Source organism: Pseudonocardia yuanmonensis, assembly GCF_039542425.1.
Taxonomy (GTDB): domain Bacteria; phylum Actinomycetota; class Actinomycetes; order Mycobacteriales; family Pseudonocardiaceae; genus Pseudonocardia; species Pseudonocardia yuanmonensis.
This window is the reverse complement of record NZ_BAABIC010000013.1, coordinates 13,529-30,172: the sequence shown is the minus strand read 5'-3', so window position 1 is coordinate 30,172 and position 16,644 is coordinate 13,529. Positions and strand designations below refer to the sequence as shown.

14 protein-coding genes and 2 pseudogenes are annotated in these 16,644 nt (G+C 72.0%); 11 read left to right on the top strand and 5 right to left on the bottom strand.

The window, feature by feature from the left end:
• Positions 1 to 114: 114 nt before the first annotated feature.
• The 3 genes from ABD990_RS19485 (at position 115) to katG (ending at position 3,916) form a co-directional block, all read left to right on the top strand.
• Entirely contained in the window at positions 115 to 1,086 is a 972-nt protein-coding gene (locus ABD990_RS19485) for a TrbL/VirB6 family protein (protein ID WP_345382029.1), read from the top strand.
• A gap of 173 nt (positions 1,087 to 1,259) precedes the next feature.
• Positions 1,260 to 1,724 (top strand): Fur family transcriptional regulator, encoded by a 465-nt coding sequence (locus tag ABD990_RS19480; protein ID WP_345382028.1) that lies wholly within the window; start codon positions 1,260 to 1,262, stop codon positions 1,722 to 1,724.
• Positions 1,721 to 3,916, top strand: coding sequence for a catalase/peroxidase HPI (gene katG / locus ABD990_RS19475; RefSeq protein ID WP_345382027.1), 2,196 nt, complete (start codon positions 1,721 to 1,723; stop codon positions 3,914 to 3,916). The genes ABD990_RS19480 and katG overlap by 4 nt, the downstream gene beginning before the upstream one ends.
• A 68-nt stretch (positions 3,917 to 3,984) precedes the next feature.
• Here the strand turns inward: katG and ABD990_RS19470 are convergent, their stop codons facing one another.
• From ABD990_RS19470 to ABD990_RS19460, 3 genes are all read right to left on the bottom strand, one after another.
• A complete protein-coding gene (locus tag ABD990_RS19470) occupies positions 3,985 to 5,382 on the bottom strand; it encodes a wax ester/triacylglycerol synthase domain-containing protein (protein WP_345382026.1) in 1,398 nt (465 codons plus the stop codon).
• A 63-nt stretch (positions 5,383 to 5,445) separates the two neighbouring features.
• On the bottom strand, positions 5,446 to 7,281 hold the full coding sequence (locus tag ABD990_RS19465; RefSeq protein ID WP_345382025.1) for a potassium channel family protein: 1,836 nt from the start codon (positions 7,279 to 7,281) through the stop codon (positions 5,446 to 5,448).
• A gap of 5 nt (positions 7,282 to 7,286) precedes the next feature.
• Positions 7,287 to 7,673 (bottom strand): DUF6394 family protein, encoded by a 387-nt coding sequence (locus ABD990_RS19460; protein ID WP_345382024.1) that lies wholly within the window; start codon positions 7,671 to 7,673, stop codon positions 7,287 to 7,289.
• A 161-nt stretch (positions 7,674 to 7,834) separates the two neighbouring features.
• Here ABD990_RS19460 and ABD990_RS19455 point away from each other — a divergent pair, with 161 nt between their 5' ends.
• Positions 7,835 to 8,614: an alpha/beta hydrolase gene (locus ABD990_RS19455; RefSeq protein ID WP_345382023.1), complete on the top strand. Its 780-nt coding sequence runs from the start codon at positions 7,835 to 7,837 to the stop codon at positions 8,612 to 8,614.
• 19 nt (positions 8,615 to 8,633) lie between these two features.
• Here ABD990_RS19455 and ABD990_RS19450 read toward each other — a convergent pair whose 3' ends face one another.
• Both ABD990_RS19450 and ABD990_RS19445 read right to left on the bottom strand, forming a co-directional pair.
• Positions 8,634 to 8,948 carry a hypothetical protein gene (locus ABD990_RS19450; RefSeq protein WP_345382022.1) on the bottom strand — a complete coding sequence of 105 codons (315 nt, stop codon included), beginning with the start codon at positions 8,946 to 8,948 and terminating at the stop codon, positions 8,634 to 8,636.
• 2 nt (positions 8,949 to 8,950) lie between these two features.
• Positions 8,951 to 9,316 (bottom strand): DUF2784 domain-containing protein, encoded by a 366-nt coding sequence (locus tag ABD990_RS19445; protein WP_345382021.1) that lies wholly within the window; start codon positions 9,314 to 9,316, stop codon positions 8,951 to 8,953.
• Positions 9,317 to 9,413: 97 nt separating this feature from the next.
• Here ABD990_RS19445 and ABD990_RS19440 point away from each other — a divergent pair, with 97 nt between their 5' ends.
• The 7 genes and pseudogenes from ABD990_RS19440 to ABD990_RS19410 all read left to right on the top strand — a co-directional run bounded on the left by ABD990_RS19440 (position 9,414) and on the right by ABD990_RS19410 (position 16,578).
• Positions 9,414 to 10,379, top strand: a complete 966-nt coding sequence (locus tag ABD990_RS19440) for a TIGR03885 family FMN-dependent LLM class oxidoreductase (RefSeq protein ID WP_345382020.1) — start codon at positions 9,414 to 9,416, stop codon at positions 10,377 to 10,379.
• Positions 10,376 to 11,959: an alpha-amylase family protein gene (locus ABD990_RS19435; protein WP_345382019.1), complete on the top strand. Its 1,584-nt coding sequence runs from the start codon at positions 10,376 to 10,378 to the stop codon at positions 11,957 to 11,959. Before ABD990_RS19440 ends, ABD990_RS19435 begins: the two co-directional genes overlap by 4 nt.
• 235 nt (positions 11,960 to 12,194) lie before the next feature.
• A complete protein-coding gene (locus ABD990_RS19430) occupies positions 12,195 to 12,671 on the top strand; it encodes an enoyl-CoA hydratase-related protein (protein WP_345382207.1) in 477 nt (158 codons plus the stop codon).
• 28 nt (positions 12,672 to 12,699) lie between these two features.
• Positions 12,700 to 13,302, top strand: a complete 603-nt coding sequence (locus ABD990_RS19425) for a hypothetical protein (RefSeq protein ID WP_345382018.1) — start codon at positions 12,700 to 12,702, stop codon at positions 13,300 to 13,302.
• 56 nt (positions 13,303 to 13,358) lie between these two features.
• Positions 13,359 to 13,822 (top strand): annotated as a pseudogene (locus ABD990_RS34620) (N,N-dimethylformamidase alpha subunit family protein).
• A 5-nt stretch (positions 13,823 to 13,827) separates the two neighbouring features.
• Positions 13,828 to 14,136: pseudogene (locus ABD990_RS34440) on the top strand (toll/interleukin-1 receptor domain-containing protein); the annotation flags it as partial.
• Positions 14,137 to 14,442: 306 nt separating this feature from the next.
• Positions 14,443 to 16,578 (top strand): WD40 repeat domain-containing protein, encoded by a 2,136-nt coding sequence (locus tag ABD990_RS19410; RefSeq protein WP_345382015.1) that lies wholly within the window; start codon positions 14,443 to 14,445, stop codon positions 16,576 to 16,578.
• Positions 16,579 to 16,644 lie beyond the last annotated feature (66 nt).

Here is a 16,644-nt window from a genome sequence, read left to right as displayed (position 1 = left end):
ACACGGTCCTGTGGGCACGTCCGTTCAGCGCAAATTGCCTGGTCGTCGACCCGCGCGTGGGTAGCGGCAGCGGGAAGGTGGTAGTCGGGCGCACGGACGAGGAGAGGCGGACCGATGACGGAATCCGACCGGCCCCAGGAAGAGCGCGGCGACACCGGCCGCAACGGCGGTCAGGACGCGTCCGACGCCTTGCGGAAGAAGGTCCGGCGTCGCGCGGCGGGCATGTCCGCGCCCGACGGAGGCACGAAGCCACCCACCGAAGGCACGAAGCCCCCGGCGAAGGGGGTCGCGGGAGGTGTCCGCCGCGCGACGTCGGTGACCGGCCGGGTCGCGGGCAAGGCCGGCCGCGCCGCGGCCGCGCAGGCGGGACGGACCGTCGGCCAGGCCGGTCGGACCGTCGGCCAGGCGGGCCGCGTCGCAGGTCGGGCCGGACAGGCGGCGGCACCCGGTGCGGAACGGACCGCGCGGACCGTCACCCAGACCGGGAAGACCGCGGCCTCCGGGGCTGCGCAGGCCGTCGGCACGGCGGGTCGCACCGCTGCCGACGCGGGCAAGACCGCGGGATCGGGCGTGGCCAAGACGGGTGAGGCCGTCGCCTCGGGCGTCGCGAAGACCGGTCAGACCGCAGTGGGTGGGCTGGCGTCGACGGCGGCCGGCACGGTGAAGGGTGTCGTCGGCACGGTGGGCTCGGTGGTCAAGCCCGTCCTGGGGGCGAGCTTCAGCTTCCTCGTGGCCAAGGCCGCGATCCTCCTGCAGCTGATCAAGCGGCTCGCGATGCTGGCCCTCCAGGGCCTCCAGCGGCTCGCCGAGCGGCTGGAGCAGTTCGCGGCCTCGAAGCGGGCCGGGTCGAAGGCCGAGACCGAGGAGGACTCCGGGGAGGAGGCCGACGAGGACGCCGGGGACCTCGAGGACTCCGACCCCAACGCGATCGAGATCGACGCCGAGGACGTCGACGCCGCGTACGCCGACGGCGAGGACACCGACGGGGAGCAGGAGAGCCCCCGGCCGCGTGCAGCCCGTCCTCGCGCCGAGCGTCCGGCGGGGAGGTCGGAGACCCCGACGGGCCAGCGGCCCTCGCTCCGCTAGACCGCGCGGGCCGGCGACCGCCGTCTCCGGGTGCCGACCCGGCGACGGCGGTTCAGCCCTGCCCGGATCCGCCCTGCCCGGATCCGCCCTGCCCGGTTCCGCCCTGCTCGTTGAGTGGTTCAAGGAACGGGACGAGACTTGTCCGGGTGTCGCCGACGGCACGGTTCGAGCGCATGCTGCGCGGGGTCGACCTGCGGGTGACCCGGCCGCGCGCGGCGGTGCTGGCCGCGGTGCACGACCACCCCCACGCCGACACGGACACGATCCTCGCCGCCGTCCGCGCGGACGTCGGCCAGGTGTCGCACCAGGCGGTCTACGACGTCCTGCGCGCGCTGACGGCGGCGGGCCTCGTCCGGCGGATCCAGCCGATGGGCCTGGTGGCGCGCTACGAGGCGCGCGTCGGGGACAACCACCACCACCTCGTGTGCCGCGCCTGCGGCGCCATCGCCGACGTCGACTGCGCCGTCGGCACCGCCGCCTGTCTGACGGCCGACGACGAGCAGGGCTACGCGGTCGAGGAGGCCGAGGTCATCTTCTGGGGCCTCTGCCCGGACTGCGGTGCGGCCGCGCGCGACGACACCTCCCGAGCCACCCGCGAGCAGAAGGATCCGGCCAGACAGGAAGAAGGACCGACGTGACCGAGAGCGTCAGCGAGAGCGAGAACCCGAGGATCCCGTCCCCGACCCCGACGGCGCACCGACCGATGACGAACCGGGACTGGTGGCCCAACCAGCCGGACCTCTCGGTCCTGCGCAAGCACGCGCCGCAGGCCGACCCGATGGGCGGCACGTTCGACTACGCGAAGGAGTTCGCGACGCTCGACGTCGACGCGCTGAAGCGGGACGTCATGGAGCTGATGACGAACTCGCAGGACTGGTGGCCGGCCGACTACGGCCACTACGGCGGCCTCTTCATCCGGATGAGCTGGCACGCCGCGGGCACGTACCGCATCGCCGACGGCCGCGGCGGTGGCGGCAGCGGCGCCCAGCGGTTCGCGCCGCTCAACAGCTGGCCGGACAACGTGAGCCTCGACAAGGCGCGCCGGCTGCTCCTGCCGGTCAAGCAGAAGTACGGCCGCAAGATCTCCTGGGCCGATCTGATCATCTTCGCCGGCAACTGCGCCTACGAGTCGTTCGGGCTCCCGACCTTCGGCTTCGGCTTCGGGCGGGAGGACATCTGGGAGCCCGAGGAGATCTTCTGGGGGCCGGAGGACACCTGGCTGGGCGACGAGCGCTACAGCGGCGAGCGGGAGCTCGCCGGCCCGTTCGCCGCGGTGCAGATGGGCCTGATCTACGTGAACCCGGAGGGTCCCAACGGCAACCCGGACCCGCTGGCCTCCGCACACGACATCCGCGAGACCTTCAGCCGGATGGCGATGAACGACGAGGAGACGGTCGCGCTCATCGTCGGCGGCCACACCGTCGGCAAGTGCCACGGCGCGGTCAGCCCCGACTGTCTCGGCCCGGAGCCCGAGGGCGCCCCGCTCGAGCAGCAGGGCCTGGGCTGGCGGAACACCTGCGGCAGCGGCAAGGGCGCCGACACCCTGACCAGCGGGCTGGAGGGCGCCTGGACGAACGAGCCGACGCGCTGGGACAACGGCTACCTGGAGAACCTGTACCGCTACGACTGGGAGCTCACCGAGAGCCCCGCCGGCGCGAAGCAGTGGACCCCGAAGAACGCCGAGGCCCAGGACACCGTGCCCGACGCCCACGACCCGTCGAGGCGGCACGCGCCGATGATGCTGACCTCGGACCTCGCGTTGCGGTTCGACCCGATCTACGGGCCGATCACGAAGCGCTTCAGGGAGAACCCCGACGAGCTCGCGGACGCGTTCGCCAAGGCCTGGTACAAGCTGCTGCACCGCGACATGGGCCCGATCTCGCGCTACCTCGGCCCCTGGGTGCCCGAGCCGCAGCTGTGGCAGGACCCCGTCCCGGTAGTCGACCACGAGCTGGTCGGCGACGACGACGTGACCGCCCTCAAGCGGACGCTCCTCGACTCGGGTCTGTCCGTCCAACAGCTGGTGTCGACGGCGTGGGCGTCGGCGGCCTCCTTCCGCGGCACGGACAAGCGCGGCGGGGCCAACGGGGCGCGGATCCGGCTGGAGCCGCAGCGGAACTGGGAGATCAACGAGCCGGCCGCCCTGGCGCCGGTCCTGGAGACCCTCGAGCGGATCCAGCAGGAGTTCAACGACACGCAGTCCGGCGGGAAGCGGATCTCGCTCGCCGACCTGATCGTGCTGGGCGGCTGCGCGGCCGTCGAGAAGGCGGCGCGTGACGGCGGGCACGAGGTCACGGTGCCGTTCACGCCGGGTCGCACGGACGCCTCGCAGGAGCAGACCGACGTGGAGTCCTTCGCCGTGCTCGAACCGAGCGCGGACGGGTTCCGCAACTTCATGCGGTCCGGCGACAAGGTGCCGCCGGAGCAGCGGCTGGTCGACCGGGCGTACATGCTGAACCTGACGGCACCCGAGATGACGGTGCTCGTCGGCGGCATGCGCGCTCTCGACGCCAACGCCGGGCACGCCCCGCACGGCGTCCTCACCGACCGACCCGGGGCGCTGACCACGGACTTCTTCGTCAACCTGCTCGACATGGGCACCGAGTGGCGGACGTCCGAGTCGACGGAGAACGTGTACGAGGGCCGGGACCGCGCCACGGGTGAGGCCAGGTGGACCGCCACCGCGGTCGACCTGATCTTCGGCGCGAACTCCCAGCTCCGCGCCGTGGCCGAGTTCTACTCCTGCCAGGACGCGTCGGAGCAGTTCGTGCACGACTTCGTGGCCGCGTGGGACAAGGTCATGAACCTCGACCGGTTCGAGCTCGCGTGAGCCCGACGTCCGGGCCGGCCGCACGCCGGCCGGCCCGGACGTGCCCGGGGTCGGCCACGGCCGGCTGATCACCAGGCGTGCGCCGGGGGCCGTTCGGCCGCGACCCCCGCCAGCTCCCGCAGGGCGGCGACGCCGCGGGCAGTCGCCTCGGTCAGCAGGTCCAGGTCGGTGAGGCTGTCGGAGGCGTTGATCGTCAGCACCACCTCGCCCGCGTAGGACAGCGCCGCGACGGTGAGCGGCACCCCGGCGCTCAGGGGCGCGATCGGTGCCGCTGCCCGCAGCCTGGCGCCGGCCAGCCACAGCGGTGCCGAGGGCCCGGTCACGTCGGTCACGCTGAGGGTGAGCCGGCGGCTGCCGAACCGCCGGGCCCAGCACAGCAGCGGGCGCGCGACCGGGACGGGCAGGCGGAGATCCGTGACGTCCGCGTCGGCGGCACGCAGCCGGGCCTTGCCCTGCGTCGTGGCGTGGTGGATCACGGCCAGCCGTCGCGCCGTGTCCGGCTCGCCCACGGGCAGGCCGACGACGAGCATCCTGCCCACCTGGCGGTCCGCGTGTCCCGTCGTCGCCGGCACGCTCGCGCGCAGCACCGGACCCGGGACGCCCTCGTCCCGGGCGGTCAGGTACTCCCGCAGACCCGCGGCGACGGCGGCGAGGACCAGGTCGTTCACCGTGACCCCGAGCGCGTGCCCGGTGCGCAGCAGCTCCGGCAGCGGGACGTGGACGACCCCCAGCCTGCGCCCGGGCCCGACCTGCCGGGGGAGCGAGGTGACCGGCTCCGGCCCGGCGAACTCCGCGAGTGCGGCCCGGATCTCCGTCAACCCGTGGACGCCAGCGCGTGGGCCTCCGGCACCTCGCCGATCCCGCCGACCCCGCCGACCCCGCCGTCGCGCCGCGTCGGCGATCTCGTGCAGCCGCTCGCGCAGCAGCTGCCGGTGCGACGGCAGCGGTGCCGCGGGTGCCGGCGGAACCACCGGAGCCGCCGCCGCGGGATCCTGATCGAGCAGCGAGCCGAGCAGCGCGATGCCGCCGGCGCCGTCGGCCAGGACGTGCGACACCACCAGGAGCACCGCGACCCGGTCCCCCGGGAGCCCGCCGACGACGTCGGCGCGCCACAGGGGACGGTCCGGCGGCAGCGGCGTCGCGGCCCGCGAGGCCGCCCAGCTGGGCAGGTCCGTCCCGGGCGGCAGGGTCGTCACCTCGACGAGGTCCGGCGGAGCGAAGGCCGGGTCCTCGGCCCAGAACGGCCGGCCCTCGCCGGGCCGGGTCCACACCACGCGTCGGTGCAGCCCCGGGACCCGGGAGGCCCGCAGCGCGAGTGCGGCGCGGACCCCGGCGAGGTCGACGAGGCCGTCGGCCCGGCGGAACGGCTCGGCGTCGAACACGCACAGCAGGCCGATCTGCATCGGGGAGTCGCGGCCACCGACCCACGCGGACATCAGCTCGTCGAGCCGCAACCTCGTGACCACGGCCGCAGCCTGCGCCAGCCGCCGCACCGGGGGAAGGGACCAAGGCCACGGCGCGGGGCCGCGTCAGTCCCGGCCCGCCCGGGTGAGCTTGCGCCACACCCACCCCGCCGGCACCCGCTGCCCCGTCCGCACGTACTCCCGGGCCGCGTCGACCAGCAGCGTGATGTCGAGGCCGCGGCGGGCGGCGGTGCCGCCGACCAGCAGGAGCTCGTCGTCCGGGGCGAGGACGACGTCGTCCGCCGGCCCCATGAGGGTCTCCTCGGTCCCGTCCGGGCCCCGCCGCAGCACCATCAGCACCACGATGGCGAGCCGGCTGTCGCGGTTCTCGGGGTCGCGGAGGACGTCGCCGAGCCGCGCCTCGCCCGAGGCGAGCCAGCCCGGCAGGGTCGGGGCCTCGCTCCGGTTGAGCCGGATCTTCCACAGGATGGGCAGTCGGCGCCCGCACTCCCCGCTCATGCGACGGATCAGGTCCGCCGCCCACCGGTCGCCCTGTTGGGGCACCTGCTGCAGGAAGCGCCAGAGGAGCGGGGTGCTGAGCTGCGCGAACACCTCGTGCGCCACCACCTCGGCGGGCACGAGCAGCGAGTCGATCCGCATTGCGGCGAACAGCGCCGCGTCCGCGGCCCGGTTCTGCCGGGCGGCCACGAAGATCGAGGAGTTCAGGCGGCGGGCGTCGGAGACCATCGAGAGGTTGGTGGTGTCGTTGTCCGTCGCGGCGACGAACCCCACCGCGTTCGCGACACCGGCACGCCGTAGGACGGCGGGATCGACGCCGGAGCCCTCGACGGTCGTCACGCCGTCGTGCGGCTCGGGAGCGGTGCTGCGCGGCTCGACCACGGTCACGTCGAGCCCCTCGGCGCGCAGGTCGGCGGTGACCTCGCGGCCGAAGCGGCCGTAGCCGCACACGACCCAGTGCCCCTCGCCGGGCGGCCGGCCCCGGGCGGGCAGCTCGGCGCCCGGCCCGCTCTCCAGCCAGGTCATGAGCTGGTAGGACGCCGGCGAGCGCATGGCGATCCGGAGGTGGTCGCCGAAGCGGTTGAACGGGTTGACGACGGTCGGGCTGCCGAAGGCGCGCATGCGCTCGGCGATCGCAGGCGAGATGGTGCGGGCGACCACCGGCACGTCCGGGCGCAGCAGCGCCGCCGTCATCGCGACGGCGAGGTTGGCCTCGTCGTCGTTGGTGAGGGCGACCACGGCCTCGCAGCGCAGGCTGCGCAGTCCGGCGACGCCGAGGTGCCCCGGGTCGCGGGCGTCGGCGACGAGCCCGGGGACGTCCCCGTGGTACGAGCCGAGCTCCAGGGCGTCGATGCGGTCCTCGGCGATGTCGATCACCACGACCCGGCGGCCGAGCGCGTCGAACGCCCGGCACAGCAGCTCCCCGGTGCGCCCGTGGCCGATGATCAGCAGGAACGGCTCGCGCAGCCGCTTGACCTTGCGGGTGAAGTGCTGCAGGGCGATCGCCCGGCGGAAGGCGCGGTCCTGCAGGAGCGCCAGCAGCGTGCCGATCGCGTAGGCCCAGCCGATGACGGTGAGGTAGATCGTCGCGGTGACCCACAGCCGTTGGGCCGGGGTGAAGGCGTGGGGGATCTCGCCGAAGCCGATCGTCGACGCCGTGTAGCTCATGAAGTAGAAGGCGTCGAAGACGCTCATCCGGTACGGCGCGCCGGTGGCGTCCTCGCCCGGGACCAGCGTCAGGCCGAACACGCTCACCGCGAAGATCGTGATCAGGACGATCAGCGGGGCGCGCATGCGGCGCAGGATGAGGAAGATCGTGGCCTCGGCCTCGATCGCGGAGGCCATCGGGATGCGCTGGCGCAGGCGCCGGGACCGGCCGCGGTGACCCGGGTCCTCGTCCTGACCCAGCAGTCGCATCCAGAAGGAGAGCAGCGGGTTGCCCACGGTCCCTACCGGCGGTGGTAGGAGACGGTCTCGACCACGAGCAGCACCACCGAGACCACGTTGGCGAACAGGGCGCCGCCGGACAGCGAGACGACGGCCGCGGTCGCCGACGGCGTGAGGGCGTTGTCGGCGATGTGCGCCGACCAGGTCCAGGCGATCGCAGCGGCCACGAGCTGCAGGTCGGCGACCAGGCTGGTGGCGAGGTGGACCGCGCCGATCTGCGTGCGGTCGCCGAACTTGAGCACCGTCGCGATGAGGCTGACGACGATGGCGGCGAACAGCTCGTAGATGTTGTGCAGCGCGGGGTCGGAGATGTCGCCGATGAAGAACCCGAAGTTGAGGGTGGCGGCGAGCAGCACGAAGAAGCCGAACACGACCTTCTCGAGGTTCATGCGTGCTCCCGGCTCCGGTCGCCCTGCCGGGCCCACCGGCCCGGGCGACAGAATGGCACGACGACGGGGTGCGCGCCGGGTCGGAGCCCGCGGCCCGGTGTGCGCGTTCGGCCGGGAGGCCCGCGGGTATCCCCGGACTCCCGATGATCAAGGAGCCAGTCGTGCAGCCGTTGGCCCGGCGCGCCGTCCTGCGCGGGGCCCTCGTCGCCCTGGCGGCGGCGGGGACCGGCGGATGCACGCCGACGCCCGGAGGTCTCGACGTGAACCGCTGGATGGGGAGGGACGACGCCCGGCTGAGCGCCCGTCCCGCCCCGGTCGCCGCCCCGGTCCCCGGTCCCGGGCTGCGCGAGCTGGACCTGTCACCCGGACCGCAGGCGGTGCTGTACGTCCCGGACGGCCCCGACGACGTCCCCCTGCGGCTGGTGCTCGCCCTGCACGGCGCCGGCGGTGAGGGCCGGGGCGGGATCGCACCGCTGCAGCCGTTCGCCGACACCCACCGGCTGCTCCTGCTCGGACCGCGGTCGTCCGGCAGCACCTGGGACGTCGTCCTGGGTGGCTGGGGCCCCGACGTGCGGCGCATCGACGAGACCCTGCGGCAGGTCTTCGCCACCTACCCGGTGGATCCCGGCCGGCTCGCGATCAGCGGGTTCTCGGACGGCGCCTCGTACGCGCTGTCCCTGGGACTGGCGAACGCCGACCTGTTCACCCACGTCATCGCCTTCTCGCCGGGCTTCCTCGCCCCCGTGCCGAGGGTGGGAGCCCCGCGCGTCTACCTCGCCCACGGACGGGCGGACACCGTGCTGCCCATCGACGTGACCAGCCGCCGCATCGCGCGCCGCCTGGAGGTCGAGGACGTCCCGACCCTCGTGCGGGAGTTCGACGGGCCGCACGTCGTGCCGGCCGGGATCGCCGAGGACGCGGTGCGCTGGTTCCTCGGGTAGGGCGGGCGTTCCCCGGCTGCTACCCGGTCCCCTCCAGGTGCTCGATCGAGATGTTGCTGTTGGCGCCCGGGTCCCAGGAGGGCCACGTCGGGAAGACCTGCGCGCCGGCGCTGACGAGCAGGAACGCTCCCGCGAGTGCACCCGCGTACCGCCGTCGGGGCGGGCCCGGTCGGGTCGCGACCTCGGACGGCCGGCCCGTCGAGAGCACCATCAGGCTCGCCAGCACGGCGACGAAGGCGAGGCCCCACCACCGGCGGAAGTCGTTGCCGATCACGCAAAGGGCCAGGGCGACGAGGCCGTGGCCCGGTCCGGGGATCGTGACAGGTGCAACCATCCTCAGCGGCGGACCGCGGCCCGGTGCCGGCGGAGCACGAAGCCGACCCAGGACAGCGCGACCAGGGCGGCGACGGCGAGCTGGATGGTCAGCAGGTGCTCGCGGGGATAGACGACGCCGGTCAGGTAGGTGTCGATGAAGCCCCGGGCGAGGCCCTGCTCCCCGGCGAGCCGGCGGAACCGGTCCTCCCACGCCGTGAGCGGGCACTCCACGCCGACCAGCACGCTGACCAGGCCCCAGCCGACCGCGGCCGCGTGCAGCGCGATCACCCGGCGGTAGCGCCAGGCGAGGAACCCGCCGAGCGCGACGAAGGCCAGGAACGCGAAGTGGACCAGCATCACCGCGTCGGCGAGGAAGCGGTAGGCCACGCGACCAGCATGACCGGCGAACGGCCGGGCCACCAGCGGGTCCGGCGCCCCACGAAGTCCGGAGTGTCGTCCGGAACCGTGCCGGGTACTGGCGGGAATGACCGCTTACGGCTGGCACGCGTCGCACGAGCAGATCGCCCCGACCGCACTCCTGGCCGCCGCCACCCGCGCGGAGCAGGTCGGCTTCGACGCCGCGATGTCGTCCGACCACTTCTCCCCGTGGAGCGAGCGCCAGGGCCAGTCCGCCTTCGCCTGGACCTGGCTGGGGGCGGCGATGCAGGCGACGTCGCTGCCGTTCGGCGTGGTGAACGCCCCCGGGCAGCGCTACCACCCCGCGATCATCGCGCAGGCCATCGGCACGCTCGGGGCGATGTTCCCGGGCCGGTTCTGGGCCGCCCTGGGCACGGGCGAGGCGAGCAACGAGCACATCACCGGCGACGACTGGCCCCGCAAGGAGGTCCGCAACGCCCGGCTGCGGGAGTGCGTCGACGTCATCCGCGCACTGCTGCGCGGCGAGGAGGTCAGCCACGACGGGCTCGTCCGCGTCGACCGGGCGCGGGTGTGGACCCGCCCGCCCGAGCCGCCCCCGCTCGTCGGGGCCGCGGTGAGCGTGGCGACCGCGCGCTGGTGCGCGGAGTGGGCGGACGGCCTGATCACGGTGAACGCCCCGCTCCCGCACCTGCGCGAGATGGTCGGCGCCTACCGGGACGCCGGCGGGCGCGGCACGCTGCACCTGCAGGTGCACGTCAGCTGGGCCCCGGACGAGGAGACGGCCGAGGCGATCGCGCTCGACCAGTGGCGCAGCAACGTCTTCCCGCCGCCGGCCTGCTGGGACATCGACACCGCCGAGACCTTCGACGCCGTGTCCACACACGTGCCGATCGAGCAGGTCAGGCAGACCGTGCAGGTGTCCAGCGACCTCGCCCGGCACGCCGCGCTGCTCGCGGAGTTCGCCGAGCTGGGCTTCGACGAGATCGCGATCCACCACGTCGGGCAGGAGCAGGACGCGTTCCTCGACGCGTTCGGCGACAAGGTCCTGCCCCAGCTGAGGGGTGCGGCGTGAAGCTGACCCGCACCTCGGACCTGTGGTGGAAGAACGCGGTCGTCTACTGCCTGGACGTCGAGACGTTCGCCGACGGGAACGGCGACGGCTGCGGCGACCTCCGCGGGCTCATCCAGAACATCGACCATCTCGACCGGCTCGGCGTCACGTGCCTGTGGCTGATGCCCTTCTACCCGACCCCGGACCGCGACGACGGCTACGACATCGTCGACTTCTACGGCGTCGACCCCCGGCTCGGCACGCACGGCGACCTCGTGGAGCTGATCCGCACGGCGAACGACCGCGGCATGCGGGTGATCGCCGACCTCGTCGTCAACCACACCTCCGCCCGGCACCCCTGGTTCCAGGACGCGCGGAGCTCGCCGGACTCCCCGTACCGCGACTGGTACGTCTGGCAGGACGAGCCGCCGGCCGACGGCCCGCAGGGGGTGGTGTTCCCGGACCAGGAGACCTCCCTGTGGCAGTACGACGAGGAGGCGGGGAAGTACTACCTGCACCGCTTCTACAAGCACCAGCCGGACCTCGACGTCGCGAACCCGGAGGTCCGCGACGAGATCGCCCGCATCATGGGCTTCTGGATGCAGCTGGGGCTGTCCGGGTTCCGCGTCGACGCGGTGCCGTTCCTGCTGGAGACCGACGGCCAGGACGACGCCGCCGCCCTGCCCGACCCGCACGACTACCTCGCCGACCTCGCCGCGTTCCTGCGCCGGCGCAACGGCGAGGCGGTGCTGCTGGGCGAGGTGAACCTGCCGTACCCGGACACGATGCCCTTCTTCGGTGCGCGGGACGGCGGGGGCTCCACGGACGAGCTGACGATGTGCTTCGACTTCGTCGGCATGCAGCAGATGTACCTGTCGCTGGCCCGCGCCGACGCCGAGCCGCTGGCGAACACGCTGCGGCAGCGGCCGGACCCGCCCGAGGACGGGCACTGGGCGACGTTCGTGCGCAACCACGACGAGCTCACCCTGGACAAGCTCACGGACGCCCAGCGCGCGGAGGTCTTCGCCGCGTTCGGCCCGGACGAGGACATGCAGCTCTACGGCCGCGGTCTGCGCCGGCGGCTGCCCTCGATGCTCGGCGGCAACGAGCGCCGGATCCGGATGGTCTACAGCCTGCTGTTCTCCCTGCCCGGCACCCCGGTGCTGTACTACGGCGAGGAGATCGGCATGGTCGAGGACCTGAGCCTGCCCGGCCGGTTCGCCGTCCGCTCCGACATGGACTGGGCCGCGGCGCGGGAACAGACGCGGGACCCGGGGTCGCTGCTGTCCTGGATGCGGCTGCTCGTCGACAGCTACCGCGCCTGCCCGGAGCTGGCGTGGGGGAGCTACACCGTGCTCGATCCCGGGCCGGAGGCGCGGCCGGTGTTCGCGCACCGCTGCGACGTCGACGGCATCACGGTCCTGGCCCTGCACAACTTCGCGGACGCGGAGGTCCGGGCCGAACCGGTGCTGACCGGCCTGCCCGGTGCCGAGCTGGCGAACGTGTTGGACCCGGCGGCGAAGCCGCTCCGGCTCGACGAGGAGGGGCGGGCGTCCGTCGACCTCGAGCCGTACGCCTGCCGCTGGTACCGGACGGGCTGACGGCGGCCTGACGACCCGCCGGCCCGTCGTCGTCGACGGCGGGCGGCTGGTCTGACATGGCGTTCCGACGTCACCTCGAGATCGGAGTCCCCATGTCAGTCCGCGTGTCCGGTGACCGGACGGTGCCCGTGGTCACGATCGACCGCCCGGACAAGCTCAACGCCCTCGACTACCCGACGATCGACGCGCTGCGCGCGCACCTCGACGAGCTGCCGCGCACGGACGGGGGCGGGCGATCATCCTCACCGGCGCCGGGGACCGCGCCTTCAGCGCCGGCGCCGACATCCCCGACCTCGCCGGCAGCATCGCGCGGGGTCCGGCCGTGGCGCTCCGGGAGATCGTGGCCCGCGGGCACGCGCTGACCCGGGCGGTCGAGACCTGTCCCGTGCCGGTGATCGTGGCCGTCAACGGGCTCGCGTACGGCGGCGGCTGCGAGATCACCGAGGCGGCGCCGCTGGCCCTCGCCGCCGAGCACGCGACCTTCGCCAAACCCGAGATCACGCTCGGCTTCCCGCCGCCGTTCGGCGGGTCGCAACGGCTCCCGCGGCACGTCGGGCGCAAGCGCGTGTCTCGCCGCCGTGACCCGCGGGATCAACGTGCCCATCGACGAGGGCCTCGGGATCGAGGCGGCCTGGTTCGCCTCCGTCGTCGGGGCCCCGGGGTGCGGGCCGGGCTCGACCGGTTCCTCGAGCGCCGGCGCGCGGCGTCGTGATCCGCGGACCGACGACGATCGCACCCCGATGACCACGAGGGAGGCGAGGATCCGCAGGAGGCACGCGGGCCTGGTCGGCGCGTTGACCGGCCGCGGACGATCACGTCTGGAGCTGGCGGTCGAGGCCGGCGCCTTCGCCGTGCTCCTCGCCCTGCTCGCCGGGTACGTCGGCGCCACGGGCGGCTGGGGCACCGGTGCGCTCGGGACGGTCGTCCTCGCCGTCGTCGCGGTCGACCTCGTCGGCGGCACCGTGACCACCCTGTCGACAGCGGCGAAGCGGGAGCGGCACGGGCGCGCGTTCCGGCTCGGCTTCGTCGCCTGCCACACCGTGCACTTCGCCGTGGTCGGCGCCGTGTTCGCCACGGGCTGGGCGTGGCCTGTCGTCAACGCGGCCTGGCTGGTGATGGCGGCCCTGCTGATCGAGTGGACGCGGCTGCAGGTCAGGCGGGTCGTCGCCGTCACCGCGTCCGTGAGCGGGGTGCTGGCCGGCCTCCTCTGGCTGCCCGTGCCGCCCTACCTCGCCTGGATCCCCGGGCTCCTGTTCCTCAAGCTGCTGGTCGGCTTCCTGGTGCCCGAGGCACCGCCGGGGAGCGAGGAGGGGGTGGGCTCAATGGGCACTTCTGCCCATTGAGGGCGCACTCGGCCTCCGGTTCGCTGACGGACCACCACCACGGGAAGGCGGTTCGGATGCGGGACAGGCAGCTCGAGGTTTACGGCCTCGTCGAACGGCGGGCGACGGAGCGGACGCTGTCGCTGCTCAGCGACGAGGTGATCGCCGAGCACGAGGCGAACCCCGCCGGGCCGCACAGCGACACGCTCCAGCGGGTGCTGCGGCACATGCGGCGGGCCCGATCCCCGGCAAGCTCGTGATCGTCGCCGTGCGGCCCTGGGAGGAGTACCGGCTGGCCGCGCTGACCGGGGTACACGGGGAGGCGCCGGAGGTGCTCGATGACCGGCCGTACGCCACCGAGGAGGAGGCGATGCACGCCGTGTTCCTGCGGCGCGTCGCCGACCTGGTCGCGGCACACTCAAGCCCGAAGGCGCTCGAGCCACCCCACTTGATCGAGTTCGCAAGGACACCTTGCGTGTGTAACGCAACACTGCCTGCTCACGAGGACGGCGTCGACAGCAGCGCACTGGCTCGCAGGTGAGGCTTATGTCCGAGGGCTCGAGGAAGAAGTATGGCGCGTTCATGTCGTACAGTCACAGCACGGACGCGGAACTGGCGCCTATACTCCAGAAACTGATCCGCCGAGTAGGTCGACCATGGTTTCGGCGGAGCGAGCTGGAGATTTTCCGGGACAGTACAAGTCTCACTATGACGGCTGACCTGTGGAACTCGATCCGGTTCGCCCTGGAGTCCTCTGAGTATTTCATCCTGATGGCGTCGCCAAAGGCGGCCCAATCACCTTGGGTGCACAGGGAGATCGCCTACTGGCGAGAATTCCGAGAATCGTCAAAGTGCTTTATCGTCCTGACTGAAGGTTGCATTGCCTGGGACTCGGGTCGAAATGACTTCGACTGGTCTCGAACGACCGCTTTACCGCGGAATGTGATGAGTGGATGGTACTCACGGGAGCCCCTATGGGAAGACGTCTCCTCGGCCCGTGGAACGACCCATCCGTCGCAGCGGAACGTACGGCTTCGGGATGCAGCGAGGACGTTGGCCGCCCCTCTGCGGGGAGTTACGAAGGAGGCCCTCGACGGTGAAGATGAGCGTGAGTCTCGGCGAGCTCGCCGCACCCTGCAAGGCGGCGTAGCGAGCCTCAGCGTGCTGCTCGTTGTGGCTGTCGTTGCAGCCTTGCTGGCCGTCTCGCAGCGGAATAGCGCCCTCGAGCAGCTGCGTGCGTCTACTGCACGCGCCATCGCGGCGGAATCGGTGAACTTGTCGGTCCGCGAGCCCGGTCGGGCTGCCCGGCTCGCCCTGCTGGCGTATCAGACCGAGCCGTCTGCGCAGGCCACTGCTGCACTGATGGCGGCCTACGACAACGCTCGCCACGTCACTGGTTACCTTGCGGAGCACGGTGCAGCGCCTGCGGACCCGGATGGTCTCGTCACGAAGGTGGCACTCAGTTCCGACGGCCGTACTGTGGCTGGGGTCAGCAGGTACGACGGCAGCGTTCGACTCTGGGATGCGGCGAGTAGAGCAGAAATTGGCCGGCTTCGACCACCGCATCGGGGCGAGGGCAACGTGTCACCTTCGTTGACCTTCACTGACAACGGTCGACTCGCAGTCATGTTCTCCGGCATCGTTGATGTCTGGGACATCCAATCGAGGACTTTGATCTACAGCCGGTCACTGGCTGCTGCCGGGAGATTCGAGGCTGTCGCACGGGACGGCGAGTCGGCTGTGGTTTCTGTGGGAGATGGCGGCAGCGAGTCGACTTACGTCCTTCCCCTACGTCCAGGGACTTCGGCGGTACTCGTCGGCACCGGTCCCGCCGCACTTGCTGCCGCTACTTTTCGGGCAACGGGTCGATACACGACCCCAGTACTGTTTCCGAAGGAGCCACGCGACTTCGTGGATGTCTCCGAGGATGGGGCTACTGCCGTCCGCATCCGCAACTTCCGCAATCTCGAGGTGTGGGACGTGCGGTCGGGATCCCTCGTCGCGTCTGTCGAACTTCCTGGCGAGCCGGGGTGGCTCGCGGTGGCGATCTCCGACGACGGCACGTCGGTGCTAGTCGGCAACGACGTGGGGGAGGTGGTCAGATTCGTCCGCTCGACAGGCGTATTCGTCGAAGTCGCACGACTGCCGACGGCGGTGTATGGACTTGACCTCGTGAGGGGTGGTCGGACTGGCGCTGGGGTTGACGCGCTAGGAGCAGTGACCCTGTTGTCTCCCGCCGACGACCACCGGTACGAAGAGATCCCGACGAACCTGTACGGGGAGGTCTTCCGGCTGCAGACAAGTCCGGACGGCCGATACATGACCACGGAGCGGAACGAGGCGACCGACCTCTGGGAGGTGGCGACCGCCCGCCGCATCGCGTCGTTCCCCGGCCCGGCCACGTGGAACGCGGAGATCACCCCCGCCGAGTTCGCTGCTGACGGAAGCAAGTTCCTCACGCCGGAGGACGGGCGGATCGTTGTACGACGATTGCCTGATGGCATTCAAGTAGGTGCGGCTCCCGCCGCGGTCGGACCGGTCGAGGTGGCTCGCACACTTCACACGACTCTCGGTGGGCCGAGGGCTGTTGTGGACTACACGGTGCAGCCGCGGCGAGTAGTCGTCGTGGGAGACAGTGGCGAGCACGTTCTGGCGGATGCGCCGGCAGGCCTCGAGTCGAGCGTTGATGTGGTCGCGAACGCTGCCTTCGCTGTCGTTCAGATCTCGGGTCCCGGCGGCAGCACAGTGCGGGCTTACGACCTCAGAGATGGAAATCCACGACCGATCGGAACGGAAGCACCAGAGACACGAGACCTGGCAGGTGCGTTCCGTGCGGTCGTCGACGACGAGGGGCATCGTGTCCTGCTGGCTGACGCGATTCTCGACATCAGCAGCGGTTCTCGCGTCCCTTTGAGCGGCGGCGACGGATTGATCAGTGGGAGCAGCAGCGTCTTCGTGGCAGACGGGAGCCAGGCTGTTCGTCAAGTCGAGCCGACTCGTGACGCGACCGCTGAAATCCGGTCCCGGCTGCTCGTGTGGGACACGCGTGAAGGCAGGCTCTTGGGAGAATGGCGGGATCCGGAGAACGCCGCTACTCCGAATGATGTGGAGGCGGGGCTCGTCCGAATCGGAGACGATAGGGTGGCCGCTCAGCGGGCCGATGGCTTGACGAGGGTGTGGAACGTTGCACCGAATCTTTGGGCCGCACGGCTGTGCACCCTGGTCGGCGATCTGCCACCTCAGGAGAGGGCCGGTTACCTTGGAGAGGTCGATGACCCGCGGGGCTGTTTTGGCTGAAGTTGAACGGGTGTAGAACACATAGCTCAAGCCTTGATCGGGGCAGCGCTCAGGCTGAGCGTGACA

Bases quoted from the DNA above. Each gene is read 5' to 3' on its own strand.
- ABD990_RS19485 (WP_345382029.1), top strand. From the start codon at position 115: ATGACGGAATCCGACCGGCCCCAGGAAGAGCGCGGCGACACCGGCCGC.
- ABD990_RS19480 (WP_345382028.1), top strand. From the start codon at position 1,260: ATGCTGCGCGGGGTCGACCTGCGGGTGACCCGGCCGCGCGCGGCGGTG.
- ABD990_RS19460 (WP_345382024.1), bottom strand. From the start codon at position 7,673: ATGAACCTCGAGAAGGTCGTGTTCGGCTTCTTCGTGCTGCTCGCCGCC.
- ABD990_RS19450 (WP_345382022.1), bottom strand. From the start codon at position 8,948: ATGGTTGCACCTGTCACGATCCCCGGACCGGGCCACGGCCTCGTCGCC.
- ABD990_RS19440 (WP_345382020.1), top strand. From the start codon at position 9,414: ATGACCGCTTACGGCTGGCACGCGTCGCACGAGCAGATCGCCCCGACC.
- ABD990_RS19425 (WP_345382018.1), top strand. From the start codon at position 12,700: ATGACCACGAGGGAGGCGAGGATCCGCAGGAGGCACGCGGGCCTGGTC.